General features: G+C 54.5%; 18 protein-coding genes. All 18 read right to left on the reverse strand.

The window, feature by feature from the left end; all coding sequences use genetic code 11:
* Positions 1–43: 43 nt before the first annotated feature.
* Complete coding sequence (locus OS242_RS16945) at positions 44–1,228, reverse strand: hypothetical protein (protein WP_267152882.1); 1,185 nt, start codon at positions 1,226–1,228, stop codon at positions 44–46.
* A 145-nt stretch (positions 1,229–1,373) separates the two neighbouring features.
* The gene (locus OS242_RS16950; protein WP_267152883.1) at positions 1,374–1,817 is read right to left on the reverse strand and encodes an SUKH-3 domain-containing protein; all 444 of its coding nucleotides are present in this window, start codon (positions 1,815–1,817) and stop codon (positions 1,374–1,376) included.
* A 95-nt stretch (positions 1,818–1,912) separates the two neighbouring features.
* Positions 1,913–2,221, reverse strand: coding sequence for a hypothetical protein (locus tag OS242_RS16955; protein WP_267152884.1), 309 nt, complete (start codon positions 2,219–2,221; stop codon positions 1,913–1,915).
* Positions 2,222–2,409: 188 nt separating this feature from the next.
* Complete coding sequence (locus OS242_RS16960) at positions 2,410–2,571, reverse strand: hypothetical protein (RefSeq protein ID WP_267152885.1); 162 nt, start codon at positions 2,569–2,571, stop codon at positions 2,410–2,412.
* A 194-nt stretch (positions 2,572–2,765) separates the two neighbouring features.
* On the reverse strand, positions 2,766–3,956 hold the full coding sequence (locus OS242_RS16965; protein WP_267152886.1) for a hypothetical protein: 1,191 nt from the start codon (positions 3,954–3,956) through the stop codon (positions 2,766–2,768).
* 250 nt (positions 3,957–4,206) lie between these two features.
* Positions 4,207–4,443 carry an isocitrate/isopropylmalate family dehydrogenase gene (locus OS242_RS16970; RefSeq protein ID WP_267153020.1) on the reverse strand — a complete coding sequence of 79 codons (237 nt, stop codon included), beginning with the start codon at positions 4,441–4,443 and terminating at the stop codon, positions 4,207–4,209.
* A gap of 29 nt (positions 4,444–4,472) precedes the next feature.
* Positions 4,473–5,213 carry a TolB family protein gene (locus tag OS242_RS16975; protein ID WP_267152887.1) on the reverse strand — a complete coding sequence of 247 codons (741 nt, stop codon included), beginning with the start codon at positions 5,211–5,213 and terminating at the stop codon, positions 4,473–4,475.
* A 57-nt stretch (positions 5,214–5,270) separates the two neighbouring features.
* The gene (locus tag OS242_RS16980; RefSeq protein WP_267152888.1) at positions 5,271–5,651 is read right to left on the reverse strand and encodes a hypothetical protein; all 381 of its coding nucleotides are present in this window, start codon (positions 5,649–5,651) and stop codon (positions 5,271–5,273) included.
* A gap of 483 nt (positions 5,652–6,134) precedes the next feature.
* Positions 6,135–7,223 (reverse strand): 3-isopropylmalate dehydrogenase, encoded by a 1,089-nt coding sequence (gene leuB, locus OS242_RS16985; RefSeq protein WP_267152889.1) that lies wholly within the window; start codon positions 7,221–7,223, stop codon positions 6,135–6,137.
* Positions 7,224–7,252: 29 nt separating this feature from the next.
* Positions 7,253–8,389, reverse strand: coding sequence for an amidohydrolase family protein (locus tag OS242_RS16990; RefSeq protein ID WP_267152890.1), 1,137 nt, complete (start codon positions 8,387–8,389; stop codon positions 7,253–7,255).
* A gap of 45 nt (positions 8,390–8,434) precedes the next feature.
* Complete coding sequence (locus tag OS242_RS16995) at positions 8,435–8,929, reverse strand: 3-isopropylmalate dehydratase small subunit (protein ID WP_267152891.1); 495 nt, start codon at positions 8,927–8,929, stop codon at positions 8,435–8,437.
* A gap of 15 nt (positions 8,930–8,944) precedes the next feature.
* Positions 8,945–10,222, reverse strand: coding sequence for a 3-isopropylmalate dehydratase large subunit (locus tag OS242_RS17000; protein ID WP_267152892.1), 1,278 nt, complete (start codon positions 10,220–10,222; stop codon positions 8,945–8,947).
* A 10-nt stretch (positions 10,223–10,232) separates the two neighbouring features.
* Positions 10,233–10,937 carry a TenA family transcriptional regulator gene (locus OS242_RS17005; protein WP_267152893.1) on the reverse strand — a complete coding sequence of 235 codons (705 nt, stop codon included), beginning with the start codon at positions 10,935–10,937 and terminating at the stop codon, positions 10,233–10,235.
* Entirely contained in the window at positions 10,930–11,607 is a 678-nt protein-coding gene (locus OS242_RS17010; RefSeq protein ID WP_267152894.1) for a Sua5/YciO/YrdC/YwlC family protein, read from the reverse strand. The genes OS242_RS17005 and OS242_RS17010 overlap by 8 nt, the downstream gene beginning before the upstream one ends.
* Before the next feature lie 46 nt (positions 11,608–11,653).
* Positions 11,654–12,823, reverse strand: coding sequence for a LeuA family protein (locus OS242_RS17015; protein ID WP_267152895.1), 1,170 nt, complete (start codon positions 12,821–12,823; stop codon positions 11,654–11,656).
* Positions 12,824–12,942: 119 nt separating this feature from the next.
* The gene (locus OS242_RS17020; RefSeq protein WP_267152896.1) at positions 12,943–14,013 is read right to left on the reverse strand and encodes an ABC transporter substrate-binding protein; all 1,071 of its coding nucleotides are present in this window, start codon (positions 14,011–14,013) and stop codon (positions 12,943–12,945) included.
* A 23-nt stretch (positions 14,014–14,036) separates the two neighbouring features.
* Positions 14,037–14,813: an ABC transporter permease gene (locus tag OS242_RS17025; protein WP_267152897.1), complete on the reverse strand. Its 777-nt coding sequence runs from the start codon at positions 14,811–14,813 to the stop codon at positions 14,037–14,039.
* Complete coding sequence (locus OS242_RS17030) at positions 14,800–15,648, reverse strand: ABC transporter ATP-binding protein (RefSeq protein WP_267152898.1); 849 nt, start codon at positions 15,646–15,648, stop codon at positions 14,800–14,802. Before OS242_RS17030 ends, OS242_RS17025 begins: the two co-directional genes overlap by 14 nt.
* Between the last annotated feature and the right edge of the window lie 15 nt (positions 15,649–15,663).

Below are 15,663 nucleotides of genomic sequence, written 5' to 3' on the forward strand. Positions count from 1 at the left end.
GGAGAGTTGACTTGATTCTCCCGTTTTTCCTTTTCTGAATTCGCTATGAACGCTCGGCCATATTATCCGTCAACCTTTGGACATTAGACGCAGTCAGTTTTCGGACAATATAGGGCGGTAATAACAGATACTCCATGAATAGTTCGGAATCACCAGACGACTTGTAATAACCTATCAAAAATTTGTAAGACAGATAACGTATATCTTTTTCACACTTATTATCATCTGCAACTGCCCGTGCATTCTCTGGAGAATTACGCAGAATGGAAAGAAGCAACATGTTTTTTGCCTTCAGCTTTGGTAATTCGTAGCCTTCAAGATCGGATAGTGCTGACAAAATGATATCTTCTGCCTCCGCTTTCTCACCCAGTTTGATCAGGCATTTTGCCAGTTCTTTTTTTGCTATGAAAGAAGAGATTGGATCTTGCTGTAGTTCTTCGAGAGCTAACACTAGCAAGTGCCTAGCCTCTTTATACTCCCTTAGCTTGAATTCGAAGTGAGCCGCGTTGATGAGGGCTCTGCCGATGACGTTTGAATTATTTGACGAACGTGCGTACTTCAATGAGTCATAGGACACTTCTCTTGCTGTCTGGACCTCGCCTAACGACTCTAAAAGCTTTGATCTTGAATAGGTGAGGGACGCGGATTTGATTGGGGTTGTAAGAAAATAATCTTCAACCATTGCCAGCAGTTCTGCGGCCCTTGTAAAGTCCTTGCGAATGGTGTAGGTGGTGACAAGGTTGCTGATGATGGAGTATAGAAGATCCGTTTCACCGTACTTATCATAAATCGCCTTTGCGAGATCGTACGCCTCTAACCACGCCTGATGAGCCGGTTCGTACTGGTGCAAATTCTTATGTGCCTGACCCAAGTAAAAAAGAGTTTTGCACCTTTCAGTCATGCCGATGGCGACTGATTGTAAGTGATTTGCTATCTCCAACGCTCGCTTGGGATCTCTCCCTTCATGCTTTAGCAATTGTTGAAGTTCGGAGAGCATCAACCAGGTATCTTGTTGTTTGATACGTTCGACGGACAGTTTCAGATCAACACAAATCTTCTTTACTTCAAAATCATAGATCTCTCGGCCGCCATGCAACATCAATCGTAACGTTTCACGAGATACTCCTATGCGTTTTCCCATCGCTTGATGAGAGTAGGCGCTCCCCTTCTCTTTCATAATTTCTGCAATTCTTCTTCCCAAAGGAATATCTAAAGAGTCTTCACTCACTCTCATTATGAACCTCCCGCATTAGAAAGGCGACCTCTATATAACACGTTAGTAATTATAATGCATATTTATTTTACTGTACATGTATTCGGATTATCGCCTCTGGCAGAGAATTTCTTTTGTAGGCTACTCCATCATGTATCCGTTATTTTATTTCTACACATGGTCGCGGCAAGCACAGCGTCTCCAGCGATTCGTATATGTCATCTCCAAATTTGGAAATATGATAGCCTGTCATTCCGAAAAGTTTTCCGCTTTCAGAAATAAACATGATCATATTACCCCGGCAAGCTTCACCTATCACGACCAGTGATTCACCGATTCTGTCCTCAAACTCTTCAAAATCCTCGTACTCATACGCATCTCCCAATGCTCGATGAGGATTGAAATGAAAACTCTCAACAAAATCATTGAGAGGATATGAAAATTCTATACCCGCAAACATCTCCAGAACTCTCTTCGCAGCAGGAAAAACCGGGAACCCCCTCCCTTCGAGGAATTCTACGAAATCGGAAATGTCACGACTATGATTTGATGACCACCCCGAATCAGAAAGTACACGTATCGTTTTCTCTGAAATTCCACTCATTTCAGCACCTCCACCTGCTCGTCCTCAGAAAGTGAAAAGCCCTACATCGGTCTTTTTGTGTACCAGATTTTATCGAGGTGTTTGGTCACGAGCACTCAACTCCAAAATATCTGATGCAACTCTGATTTAATCTGATCCACTGCCTTGTTGGCTTCGATCCGGGTATCAAAGTCTTCGTCCCATAGATAGAAATCTGACAGACCTGCATGTGGAACAGTCAATCCGCGATAAGTAGAAAATAGCTCTTGAAAGAGAAGATCGTCCGGAAGGTTACGCTCTTCTATCAATGCAAGAGAATGATGAACGTTTCGCAGTAGATATTTTGCCTGATCTGAACCTTCCTGCTGAAGAATATCTGTTAGTTCCAAGTACAAGACGGACAACCGTTCAATCTTTTCGCGCATACGCACTCCTCTTCGAGTGTTTTTCCATTATTATACGTCTTTTCAACACCAACGGTTTCACATGCATATAAAAGAGCCTATCTACTCGATGCAGAAAGGCTCTTCCTCATTTTCTTACAGTTTGCTGACGATAACGCAAAAAATCCCCTTGCCGAATAGTCAGGGGATTCAGTTGCTATGACGCTTCCCTAACCTGCCATCACTAGATTCGGGGGAACGTACTCTGCAATTTCATAATCGCTACTTGAAAATGGGTTCGGTGGAACGTACTGGGCATTATTTGAAGCAACGTTTAAGGCAGCCAACCCCATCCCAAATACTACGGCGCAGATCACTAGATACTTTTTCACCTATAATTCCTCCTCATCTAAAATATCATCGACACTTAACAGTGTACTGTAACACCTTCTGCGAGTCACCCGCTTCTACGTACTGTTTCTTAAAATCTTGCAGTCAGTCTTTGTGAGGTCATGTGAAGTGTCTTGGGTGGCCACTGATGAAAAGAGCCTTCTCACTCCATCGAGTGGAAAGGCTCTTATTTTTCCTACTGAATCGATCTGACCATGATCTGCGGTGCCGCTTTATCCCCAGTCGTCGATTGTGCAAGCGCACCTGCCGTGCCGAGTTTCACCAAGAAATAGTCGCGGTTGGTGGTGGCGAACGTTTCGGTGTATCCGCCGAGTACGTAGCCGCCGTCTGCGGTCTGGTTCAAAGTGTAGAGGAATTCGCCCAGATTCCCGCCGTATGCGTTTTGCCACGAGATGGCACCGGTCGAGGTGGTCTTCACCAGATACATATCGAAGTCGGTGTAGTCGAACGAGTAGTACCCGCCGAGCAGGTAGCCGCCGTCGCTGGTTTGGAAGACGGTGTGCGCCGCGTCAGTGTAGGACGAGCCGCCATAGATCTTCTGCCATTGCGAATTGCCGAACGTGTCGGTCTTGATCAGGTACGCGTCGTTGGACGTGCTCGTTTGATAGCGGCCGGCGATGATGTAGCCGCCGTCGGTCGTTTGCTGGACCGCGTTGCCCATGTCGGTCTGCGTGCCGCCGTATGTTTTCTGCCATTTCAGGTTGCCGTATGCGTCCGTTTTGACCACGTACACGTCGCTGGTGTACGGCTGAGTGGCATACGACCACGAGGTGCCTGCCAAGATGTAGCCGCCGTCGCTGGTTTGTTGCAGGGCGTTGTCAAACTCGCCCGGAATGTCGGCTTTGGCCCCGCCGAACGTTTTTTCCCATTGGAAGTTGCCGGTTGCGTCCACTTTCAGCAACCACATATCTTCCCCGGTCGCAGAGCCGTTGTTCACGTAACCGGAGACGATGTAGCCGCCGTCTTTCGTCGGTTGGACGGTGGAAGCACGACGAGCTTGGGCAAATTGCTGCTCCCACAGGAGCGTGCCTGCATCGTCGTATTTAGCAAGATACGCGTTGTTGCCCAAGTATCCGGAGACGATAAAACCGCCGCCGCTCACTTTTTTGATGCACATCAATTCAGCCGCGTTCTGGACCGCCCAGACCAGATTGCCAACGGCGTCCGTCTGCATCAAGTAGTTGCCCCCGACACCTGCATAGCCGCCATCCACCGTTTGCACCACGGAATGGAAATGCTCATAGCCGCCTGCATCATACGAGGCGCTCCACTCGACCGCAGGCGGGGTGGCCGCTTGAGCGGCGGTCGTTCCGACCACGAGACTTGCTGTTGCCAGTAAGGAAATCGCGAGCTTTTTCGTAAACAAAACACATCAACTCCTCTATGATTATTTCTGTTTGTAATAATACTTTTTATATAAATAATAGCCAATGATGTTTTATATAAAATAATAATGATAAAGACATAATGTCAAGAAATCGAAACAAATAGACCTCTCTGCTCATATGCAGAATGGCCTTTCACCTATTTTCTTACTAGTCGAGGTACTCTAAGGATGCAGTACACAGGAAAAAAGCCCTTCTACTTGGATGTAGAAAGGCTTTTTCTCTTACTTCTTACCCAGCAACCCTCGCCGCCAGTTTCAGCACTTCTTCTGCCACCAGACTCCCCATCTCCGAGGTGGTCACCGCTTCGGTGCCCACCTTCGTCATGTCGCGGGTGCGGTAGCCTTCCTCCAGCACGCGGAACACAGCCGCTTCCACCGCGTCTGCTTCCCACCCGAAGGAGTGGCGCAACATCATCGCGGTCGAGAGGATCGTCCCAATCGGGTTCGAGAGCCCGAGGCCCGCGATATCCGGTCAAGAGGCGCCTTTTTCACCAGTCAATACAACAACGAAAACCTCCAAAACGTATCCCACCCGTGAATGTCGACCTGCTGACGTTTCATCTCACCAGTCCTAGTATCCACAAGGTACCGTTTCGCTGTATCCGGTTCCCCTTTCGCAATCGAGATGAACGACACCTGCTGACCGGGCAGCCCGATCAATTCTAGATTCGTAAAATGTTCCGCTGTCGTTGGCAACAGAGTCCTGACCTGCCGAGAGTCCAGGTCCATCGTGTCGATCTGCCCATCGGTTCCATTAAAATCACGATACCTCAAAAATGCCACTTTCTCCGAGCCTGGCACCCACGTCACTCGCCCGATGGCACCATCCTTACCATCCATTGTATAGATTCTTTGTGACGCACCTTTCTCCAAATCGAGCACCCAAATTCCTGACCCAAGAAACAATTTCTCCCCTTCAAATGCACTGTCCCGGCAGAGTGTCATACTATACACGATCCGCTTTCCATCGGGTGAGACCATCGGCGCGGAGATCTTCACATACAGCCTAGCCCCCACCCTTTTGAGCGGCACCGATGACCCGCCGTGTCGTTTGATCAACTCATCCAATTCCAGCTGACTTTGTAGGCTCTTGCCAGTCCGCCATTCATCCGTTGAAGCCATATTTGCTGGCACGTACCAATGCCCGCCCTGCACCAGATCCCTGATCTCCCCAGTTTCCGCATCCAACATCCTGATCTTCTGATACCCATAACTATTTTTCAAATCGTTCGTCACAAATAACAGACTCCGACCGTCAGACAACCAAGAGACATACAGCACATCAAACGGATCTTAGACATCCCGAAAATACTCCCGAGTCGTCTCCTCTTTCAACGACCGAACCACCAAATAGCGATTCCGATCCGTCTTCCACTGCGTATAGGCGGCATACCGACCATTTGGGCTGACCGCGCCGTAATTATTAGCCGTATAATTTTCGAGCTTCAAAATATCCTCCGTCACATTGTGAACAGGATCGTAAGCCACAAGCACACTGTCGTTCGGGTTTTCCTTTGACACAGGCATGATCCCGGTCAGCCACCCGCTGTAATGGACAGGTGCAGTCGTTTGGAAAGTTTGAAGCCCGAAAAAGAGACCAATGGACAACAGAACAATACCCAACAAAAAAAACCAGCGATACCTTTGCAAGTAAATTTCAAAACCCTTTTTCATGCAAATTCCTCCCCAAAAATACATCAGAGGCCATTACATGACAAAATACTCATTGACTTTCCCATAGAACCCCTCCGTTTATAAATATATAAATACTTAGTAAGACATCAGTATCCTTCTGTTTTTTCCTAATAAATTCGAACCTATATTTATAACAGCTTCCAAACTATATCACTAACTACTCATATCGAGAATGAACTAACCTCCGCATGAAAGTATAGCCGCTCAATATCCCTGTCGGGAAAACAGAGCGACTATCTCATTTTCAATGGCGGAGAAATTTATGATAGATTGTCGCATGCTAGATAAAAGCAAACCCGCCTACGCTAACTTTTAATCAATGGGGCCCACCGATACCCCTGTATGAACCCTGCACGATAAACGCAATGATCGTTTTTGATGGACCTCATGCAGATTCGTTCACCACATGAAAAAGAGCCCTTCTACTCGATGTAGAAAGGCTCTTTCCTCTTACTCTACTTTTTACCCAGCAACCTTCGCCGACATCTTCAACACTTCCTCCGCCACCAAACTCCCCATCTCCGAGGTGGTCACTGCTTCCGTCCCCACTTTCGTCATGTCGCGAGTGCGGTAGCCTTCCTCCAGCACGCGGAACACAGCCGCTTCCACCGCGTCTGCTTCTGCTTCCCACCCGAAGGAGTGGCGCAGCATCATCGCGGCCGAGAGGATCGTCCCAATCGGGTTCGAGAGCCCAAGTCCCGCGATATCCGGTGCGGAGCCGTGGATCGGCTCATACAGGGACACGTCCGGGCCGAGCGATGCAGACGGGATCATGCCGATGGAGCCGGCCAGCATCGACGCTTCGTCGGAGAGAATGTCGCCGAACAGATTCTCCGTGACGAGCACGTCAAACTGGCTCGGGCTGCGCATCATCTGCATGGCGGCGTTGTCGATCAGCAAGTGGTGGACTTTGACATCCGGGTACTCCGGAGCGAGATCACCCACGATCTCCCGCCAGAGGCCGGACGTGGTCATCACGTTTGCTTTGTCGACGGAGTGCAGGATCTTGCGGCGTTTCTGCGCCGTTTCAAATCCGGCGCGGACGACGCGCTCGATCTGGCTGGCGGTGTAGGTGCAGGTGTCGTACGCCTGCCACTCGCCGTTTGCTCGGCTACGGCCGCGCTCGCCATAGTAGATGCCCGCGGTCAGTTCGCGGACGATGACGAGGTCGGTGCCTTTTGCGAGCTCCGGGCGCAGCGGGCAGTAGGACAGCAGGACGTCGTGGACGCGGACGGGGCGCAGGTTGGCGTAGACGTCCAGATCTGCACGCAGCCGCAAGATGCCGCGTTCCGGTCGTTGCTCCAAGGGCAGAGCGTCCCAGCGGGGACCGCCCACCGCACCGAGCAGGATGGCGGACGAACGGCGGATGCCGGCTGCGGTCACCTCCGGATACGGGTCTCCGCACTCGTCGATGCCCGCACCTCCAAAGGGATAGCTCTCGAACGTCATCTCCCGTCCATAAGCCGCTCCTACCGCCGCCAACACTTTTTTCGCCTCGGCGATCACTTCCGGTCCGATGCCGTCACCCGGCAACAGTGCGATGGATTTCATAAGGGTCTCCTGCCTTTCTCTCTGTGGTTTTAGATCTCGAGTCCGTAGAACTTGATCGCGTTCGGGCCGTACATCAGGTCTTTCGCCTCTTGGGTGATGTCGTCGCGCTCGCGGATCTCGTCGAACGTCTCGCCCAGTTTGCCGCCTTCAAAGTGAACGTGCGGGAAGTCGGCCGAGCCGAGGACGCGGTCTGCACCGACGATTTCCAGGAAGCGCGGCAGGTCTTTCTCGTCGCCTTCGCAGGTGAAGTACAGCTGATGATCGCGGATGTACTCCAGCGGGCGTTTCTTCGCTTGCCACGGTTGTGCGGTCGGGGTGTCGTACCAGTGTTCCATGCGGTTGAGCAGGGACGGGAACCAGTCTGCGCCGCCTTCGATGAACCCGACTTTCAGATCCGGGAAGCGGTCGAGGATGCCGCCGCCGACGAAGGAGTAGAAGCCCATGACCATCGACAGCTCAAACGCGAGGATCATCGCGGTGCCAGCCGATTCGCAGGATTTGTGCAGGCCGGTGTGTGCCCAGCCGACGTGTACGGTGACCGGCATGCCGAGCTTTTCAGCTTCTGCATAGAACGGGTCGAAGCGGCGGTCGTGCAGCAGCACGTCGCCCGCGGTGCCGAGGATCATCACGCCGACAGCACCCAGTTCTTTGACGCGACGCATTTCTTTGATCGCTTCTTCCGGGTGACGCATCGGGACCGGAGCAACCCACTTCAGGCGTTCCGGCGCTTTGGCACAAGCGTCAGCCATGAAGGAGTTGAACGCGCGCATGAGAGCTGCTTCGTACATCAGATCGTTGGTCAGCGGTTGCAGGAACAGGGTCGAGTAGATGACCGACACGTCCAGCTTGACTGCGTCCATCGACTTCAGGCGCTCGTTTACATCGGTGATCGCTTGCGATTCGACGTTGATCGGCTTCGCTTTTGCAAAGTCGGTGACCGGCGGCGAACCGTGGCAGGACGCGCCGTAGCCCATCAGTTTCGGGAACATCTCCCCGTCGATCATCCAGACGTAGTTGCGGGAGGTGTTGTGGGTGATCAGTTCGCCGACGTTGACAGCCAGCGGTTTGCGGTGCGCGTATTCCGGCTCCAGGTAGTCCCAAATAGCCGGATGATCTTCGATGTGGGAGTCTGCGTCGATGATGAAGGTTTTGGTTTCGATAGTCATGATAAAATACCTCGCTTTATATAGGAATGTTGGGTGAAAAACGGATTAACGGTTGAGATCGGCGACCACTTTTTCCATCAGGCCGCCCTGCTCGATCAGGGAGAGGATAAACTCCGGGAAGGGGCTCGCTTGGAACTCCAGCCCTTTGGTGACGTTTTTGACAACGCCAGACTTGAGATCGACTTCGATCTCGTCGCCCGGCTCGGTCACCTCGTAGATCCCTTTGCATTCGAGGATCGGCAGGCCGATGTTGATCGCATTGCGGTAGAAGATGCGCGCGAAGCTCGGCGCGATGACACAAGACACCTCTGCCCCTTTGATCGCCAGCGGGGCATGCTCGCGGGACGAGCCGCAGCCGAAGTTTGCATCGGCGACAAAGATGTCGCCCGGCTGGATCCGCGTCGACAGCGTCGGGTCGAGATCCTCGAAGATGCGGGATGCCAGCACTTTCGGATCGGTCGACGCCACGTAGCGTCCGGCGATGATCACGTCGGTGTTCATATCGCGCTCAAAGGTGTGCGCGTTGCCTTTCAGGTTCATGAGCTTGTCCTCCTCTTACAGCACCGGCTCGTGTGCGACTTCGGCCGGGTGGGTGATCTTGCCGGTCACAGCCGTCGCCGCTGCCACGCTCGGGTTGGAGAGGTAGACTTCGGCGGTCGCCGCGCCCATGCGGCCGGTAAAGTTGCGGTTGGTCGTCGACAGGCAGCGGTCGCCCGGAGCGAGGATGCCCATCGAGCCGCCGAAGCACGCGCCGCAGGACGGCGGGCCGACCAGCGCGCCCGCTTCGAGGAAGATGTCGATCAGCCCCTCGCGCAACGCTTGTTGATAGACCGCTTTCGAGCCTGGCACGACGATGGTGCGCAGGTTCGAATTGACCTTGCGACCTTTCATGATCGCAGCGGCTGCTCGCAGGTCGGAGATGCGGCCGTTGGTGCAGGAGCCGATGTAGACTTGGTCCATCGACAGCCCTTCGACGGAGGACACATCGACCGTGTTCGACGGCAGGTTGGGCTTGGCCACCTGCGGCTCCAGGTCGGAGATGTCCCACTCGTAGACCGCCGCGTACATCGCGTCCGCGTCGGCAAACGTCGGGCGGTACGCCCGCTTGGCACGTCCTGCGAGGTAGCGCTCGGTCACTTCGTCATAGGAGACGATGCCCGTCTTGCCGCCTGCCTCGATCGCCATGTTGGCGATGGTCAGCCGCTCCTCCATCGTGAAATCGAGCAGCGCTTCCCCGGCATGCTCCATCACCTGATAGGTGACGCCGTCCACGCCGAGCTGGCGGATCAAGTAGAGCACGAGGTCTTTGCCGGTAAAGAACGGACGCTTTTTGCCGGTGTAGACAAACTTTTGCGTCTCCGGCACTTTCATCCACGTCTTGCCGGTGACCATCGCCGCCGCCATGTCGGTCGAGCCGACGCCGGTGGCAAACGCCCCGACCGCACCGTAGGTGCAGGTGTGCGAGTCAGCCCCGATCACGAGATCGCCCGCGCCGACCAGCCCTTCCTCCGGGATGATCACGTGCTCGATCCCGTAGCCTTCCGGGAACACGGTCACTTCCGGGTAGCGGTCGGCAAAGCGTTTGGTCAACTGGATGTGGCTGGCCGTGTTGATGTCTTTGGCCGGCGAGTAGTGCGAGAGAGCGAGGTAAATTTTGCTCGGGTGCGCGACTTTGTCCAGCAGGCCGTACGTTTCGATCTGCTTGACGGCAATCGGCGTCGATGCGTCGTTGCCGACGATCAGATCCAGCTCGACATCGACCATCTCACCCGGCACGACGCCCGTTTTACCCGCGTGCGCCGCAAGGATCTTTTCCGCGATTGTTTGCCCCATCAAAAGTCACCTACGCTTTCACAGCCGACTCGTCGACCAGCACGGAATGGTAATAATTTTGCAACTGGGTCCACATCTTCGAGCCGTTCGCCACGAATTCCAGCGAGCGTTCGGCAAAGCCCGGCGCTTCCGCCGCGTATTTTTTGATCAGTTCGCGAGCGACGTTGCTGTGCTCGACGTCCGCTTCCGAGTGGACGAGGAACCATTCCAAGTCGTGGTCGCTGACGCCAAACCGCTCGGCAATCGCCGTGTGCAGTTTGATCGCGCTCTCCGACGTCTGGCTCTCGTTGACGTAGATCGCGAGGATGCCGTAGAGGAAATGCTCGTTTTTGCAGACGCCGAGCAGGTAGTCGAGGAACTCCTGCACCGGGCCGCCGACCGGCGTCGCCGCGATCTCTTCCTCGGTCGCGCCCATCGCAAACGCAAAGCGCTTCATCAAATTGTAGTGCGTGTCGGAGCCGTCTTTGATCCCCGTCTCTTCGGCGATCAGTTGATCCATCTCGTATTGGCGCACGTCTTCATACGGCGCGTTGGCATGGATCGCGGAGAACGCTCGGTTTTGGTCGTAGGTTTGGAAATATTTCTGAATCGCCCAACGCTTCAGACCTTCACGGGTGACGTTGCCGCTGACGACTTCGGTGACGAACGAGCCCTTGCTGTATTTGTTCGCTTGGATGATCGCGTCAAATTTTTCGAAATCCGCCAGATTAGACATGCAGCACTTCCTCCTTGAATTTGGTCAGGGACGCGTGGATCATGTCGTGATTGACCCCTTGGCGTTTGTAGGTAAAGTTGGTCAGGTTGACGATGGTCGTCGCCAGTTTCGCTTCGTTGGCGTATTTGGCTACCCCCATGTCGAGGTAATAGTCGACGCCGTTGACGATCTCCGGCTGCACGTCTTCAAAGCGATAGTTGTTGCCGTGAGCGGAGACGTTGCCCGACGATGCGACGAGCAGGAAGTCTTCTTTCAGCCCCAGTTTGACCATCTCTTCAATAAACTCGCCGGTGTGCAGGAAGGAGGCGATCGTGCCGTCCTTGGTGCATTGCGAGAGGACGTACTCGGACAGGCCCGCAAGGAGTTTGGAGTTCGGGTTGATCTCGTTGACGACCGCAAGGGTCGTATGCTGCGAGATGTCCATCATCCAGTCCATCAGACGCGGGTCTTTGAGCTTCGCCACGTCTGCGATCACTTCCGGGGAGCCGACGGTGATGCACGGGTTGGAAGCCGGACGGCCTTTGATCTCGTACATTTTGCGGATCGACTCTTCGGAGTGGCCGATCAGACCATACCCGATGTCGCCTTTGATCAGGGCGAGACCGCCGTCTTTGATCACGTTGTACGCTTTTTCCACTTCTTTCATATCCACGGTAAAACCGACTGTCATGATAAGTAAGCACCTCCTAATTAGACTTGCCTGGCAATACCGGCACTCACGCCTGCATCGTCTGTTGCTCCAACCCCAGATAGTGCTCGACGAGCACATCGGTGTCGTTGTAGCGCTCCAGATCTTCCGCTTGCATGATGTGGTCGTACAGCGCCTCCAGCAGGCGGTTGTCCACCTCGATCCCGCGGCCTTGCAAACGGCCGCGCAACACGTTGCGGCCGGAGTGGCGGCCGATCAGGATCTGCCGTTCGCGACCGAACAGATGCGGCTCGACGTACTCGTAGGTGATCGGGTTGTTCATCATGCCGTGCTGGTGGATGCCCGCCTCGGTGGCAAACACATATTTGCCGATTACCGATTTGTGACGTGCCACCGGCAGATCGAGCAGGTCGATCAACCGCTGGCAGGCGGCATAGACGCGGCTGCGGTCAATCGGCGTGTCGGCGCCGTAGTAGTCGCGCTTGTACGACAGCACGGCTGCCAGCTCTTCAAACGCGGTGTTGCCGGCACGCTCGCCGATGCCGCACAGCGTGGTCTGCACTTCGTCAGCCCCCGCATGGACTCCGGCCAGTGCGTTGGCCAAGGCGAGGCCGAGATCGTCATGGCAGTGGATCGACAGCTTGACACTGTCGCCGACCCACCCTTTCGCCGCCTGCACGAGCCGGGCAAACTGATGCGGCAACGCGCAGCCGACCGTGTCGGCGATGACGACGGTGGTCGCCCCTGCTTCCACGCCAGACGTGATCAGGCGTTGCAGATAGTCATAGTCGCCGCGCGACGCGTCCTCCACGCCCAGCGAGATATCGGTGACGCCTTGGGCGCGCAGGTAGCGCACCGCGTCGGTCGCTTCGAGGATCGCCGCTTCCGCCGTCATCTTGCGCTTGTGCTCCAGATGGATGTGGGAGCCGACAGCCAGCGTCTGGATCTGGAAGGAGTGAGAGTCCTGCAGCGCACGAAGCGACGTGTCGATATCGGCGCGATTGGCGCGGACGAACGCACAGATCTTGGAGTGGCGCGCCATTTTCGACAGCTCGCGCGTCACTTGAAAATCGTACTCGGTCGCAGACGGAAATCCGCTCTCGATCAGGTCAAATCCAAGGTTGTCGAGCACAGTAAACATCTCCATCTTCTGCTCGAACGTCATTGAATTGCCGGGCGCTTGTTCCCCGTCGCGCAACGTCGTGTCAAAAATGCTCAAATGGCGTGCGTTTTCCATGTAGCCACCTCCGTTTTGACATCACATACGGAAACTTTTTATAAGAAAAACTCTTCATGTTTGAAACAAATCATGTTATAATCATTCTGAAAGAAAAGCCCGTCTCACATCTTCACTTTCTATTTCTTGGAGTTTTCGACAAACTGCATGTCATAGAGGCTGGCTGCATCCAGCGTCTTGACCGCTTCGTTTTTCGGGTCGTACGCTTTCAAAGCTTCGAGGTTGTTCTCGACCGCTTTTTTGGAGACGACGCCGTCTTTGGAGATCGCCGGTTGCGTATGGGCAAAGGATTTGAGGTACAGATCCTTGTCTTTGCCGACCACATCGGCCGGCAGTTTGGCCACGATCTCTTCCGCTTTGTGCGACGCGATGTATTTGTTGCTCTTGATCATCGCGTTGACCATGCGTTGCGCGACATCCTTTTTGTTGTTGATCACATCTTCGGTCGTCAGCAGGCCGGTGAACTGATAGCCGCCTTCGGTGAAGACCTGTTTCGTGCCCGCGTCATCGCTCATGTCGATCAGCGGGAAGGTGTAGCTCATGTCGGTCAACTGCGTCGAGGTCGGGTCAAACACCATGCCCGCGTCGATCGCGTTGTTTTTAAACGCGGCGATAAAGTTGCTCGCCGAGCCGATCGGCACGATCTGCACGTCTTCGGCCGTCATGCCGTTTTTCTGGAGCACGTAGGTCGTCAGGATGTGCGTGCCAGAACCGACACCGGTAACACCGATTTTTTTGCCTTTGAGATCCTTCACCGATTTGACCGAGTCTTTCAGCGAGGAGCTGACCAACAGCGTGTTCGACGGTTTGTCGGTAAACGACGCGATCATCTTCAAGGTCTTGTTTTGCTCACGAGCCTTGATCGCATGATCGACCGCGTTGACCGAAAAGTCGATCTGACCGCTGACCAGCGCGCCTGCCGATTCGGTACCGCTTTTAAAATAGATCACGTTGGCGTCGAGGCCTTCTTCTTTAAAGAAGCCGAGCGCCTGGGCGACTTCGATCTGGATCGCGGTCACCGCGCCTTTCGAACTGGAGCCGACGTTAACTTTGACCGTCTTTTCAGCAGCAGCAGTGCCGCCCGCGGTCGTTTCTTTGGTATTCGTACCGCCGCCGCATGCGACCAATGCAAAGCTGAGCGTAACAGCGGTCAGCAGGCCGAGCGACTTTTTCATCGTGTGAGCTTTCATCGAGCGTTTCCCCCTTTTCACTTCTAGGCTTGTCCCCGCCAAGCGGTCAGCTTTTCCTCCACCCGCTGGATCACCACGTCGATCACCCAGACCAGCAACATCAAAATGATCAGCCCGGAGAACACCCCGGTCGTGTCAAAATTGGCCTGTGCACTGGCGATCAGATGACCGACGCCGTGCTGGGCGACCATGTACTCGCCGACGACCGCGCCGATCAGCGCATAGCCGATGGACGTGCGCAGCGAGGAGAAGATCCATCCGAGGGCACTCGGGAACAGGACGTGCCGCAGCACGCTCCACCGCGATGCACCGAGGATGCGGGCGTTGTTGATCAGATCCTGGCTGACCTCTCTCACCCCTTGATAGGTGTTGAAAAAGACGAGGAACAGCACGATCACCACCGCCATCGCCACTTTTGACGAGATGCCGATCCCGAACCAGATGATGAACAGCGGACCGAGTGCGAGTTTCGGCATGGCGTTCAACACCACAAACAGCGGATCGAACACCGCCGCCAGCATCGGCGTGCGGGCAAAGACAAACCCCGTCACCATCCCGATCAGCACGCCGATGGCAAAGCCGAGCAGCGTCTCGCCGATGGTGATGTAAATGTCGTAGTAGATCTCTTGGCCGGACAGCCAAGCTATGATCTGCGTGTAGATCTCAACTGGCGAAGAGAAGAAAAACGGGTCCAGCCAGCCGAGTCTTACCGCGTACTCCCACGCTCCGAAAAACAGAACGGAGCAGAGGATGCGCAGTCCCCAAACCAACGGCATGTTCAGCCGTTCACTCGTGCCCATGACCGGCCACCTCCTCCCGCAGATCGCTCCAGATCATCTGGTAGATCTCCGGAAACTTCGGCTCAAACTTGATCTCCGCCACGTTGCGCGGATAAGGCAAGTCGACCTCATAGACCGCTTTGATGCGACCTGGGCTTTTGGTAAAGACCACGACGTGCGTCGACAAGGCGATCGCCTCTTCGAGGTCATGCGTGACAAACACCACCGTGCGGCCGGAGCCGCCCCAGATCTCCATCAGTTCGTTCTCCATCCGATTGCGCGTATGCACATCGAGCGCAGAGAACGGCTCGTCCATCAAAATGACCTCCGGATCGTAGACAAACGTCTGCGCCATCGAGACACGCTTGCGCATCCCGCCGGAGAGCTGATGCGGATAGTGATGTTCAAACCCTTTCAGGCCGACCTTCGCAATCCACTCCAACGCCCTTCTGTTCGCCTCCGATTTGTCCACGCCGCGGAACAGCAGCGGCGACTCCACATTCCCGAGCACCGTCTTCCACGGAAACAGCACATCTTTTTGGAACAAAAACCCCATGTTGTTTTGCACGTCGCGAATCGATTTCCCTTCGATCAACACATCGCCGGTCGTCGGTCCCGACAGCCCGGAGATCATCGTCAACAAAGTCGATTTGCCGCACCCGGACGGTCCGACGATGGAGACGAACGACCCTTTTTCAATCGTCAGCTCGATCTCGGTCACGCCGGTGAACACGGTGCCTTTTTTGTTGACAAACTGCTTGCTTACATCGCGGATTTCAATGTACGGAGCGAGGGCTTGGCCCCGCTGCTCCGCACGTACGTCAGGTTGTGATGCGCCTCTCTCTCGTACCGTCACATCCATCCCCCTTTT

The organism is Tumebacillus lacus, assembly GCF_026410385.1.
GTDB lineage: Bacteria > Bacillota > Bacilli > Tumebacillales > Tumebacillaceae > Tumebacillus > Tumebacillus lacus.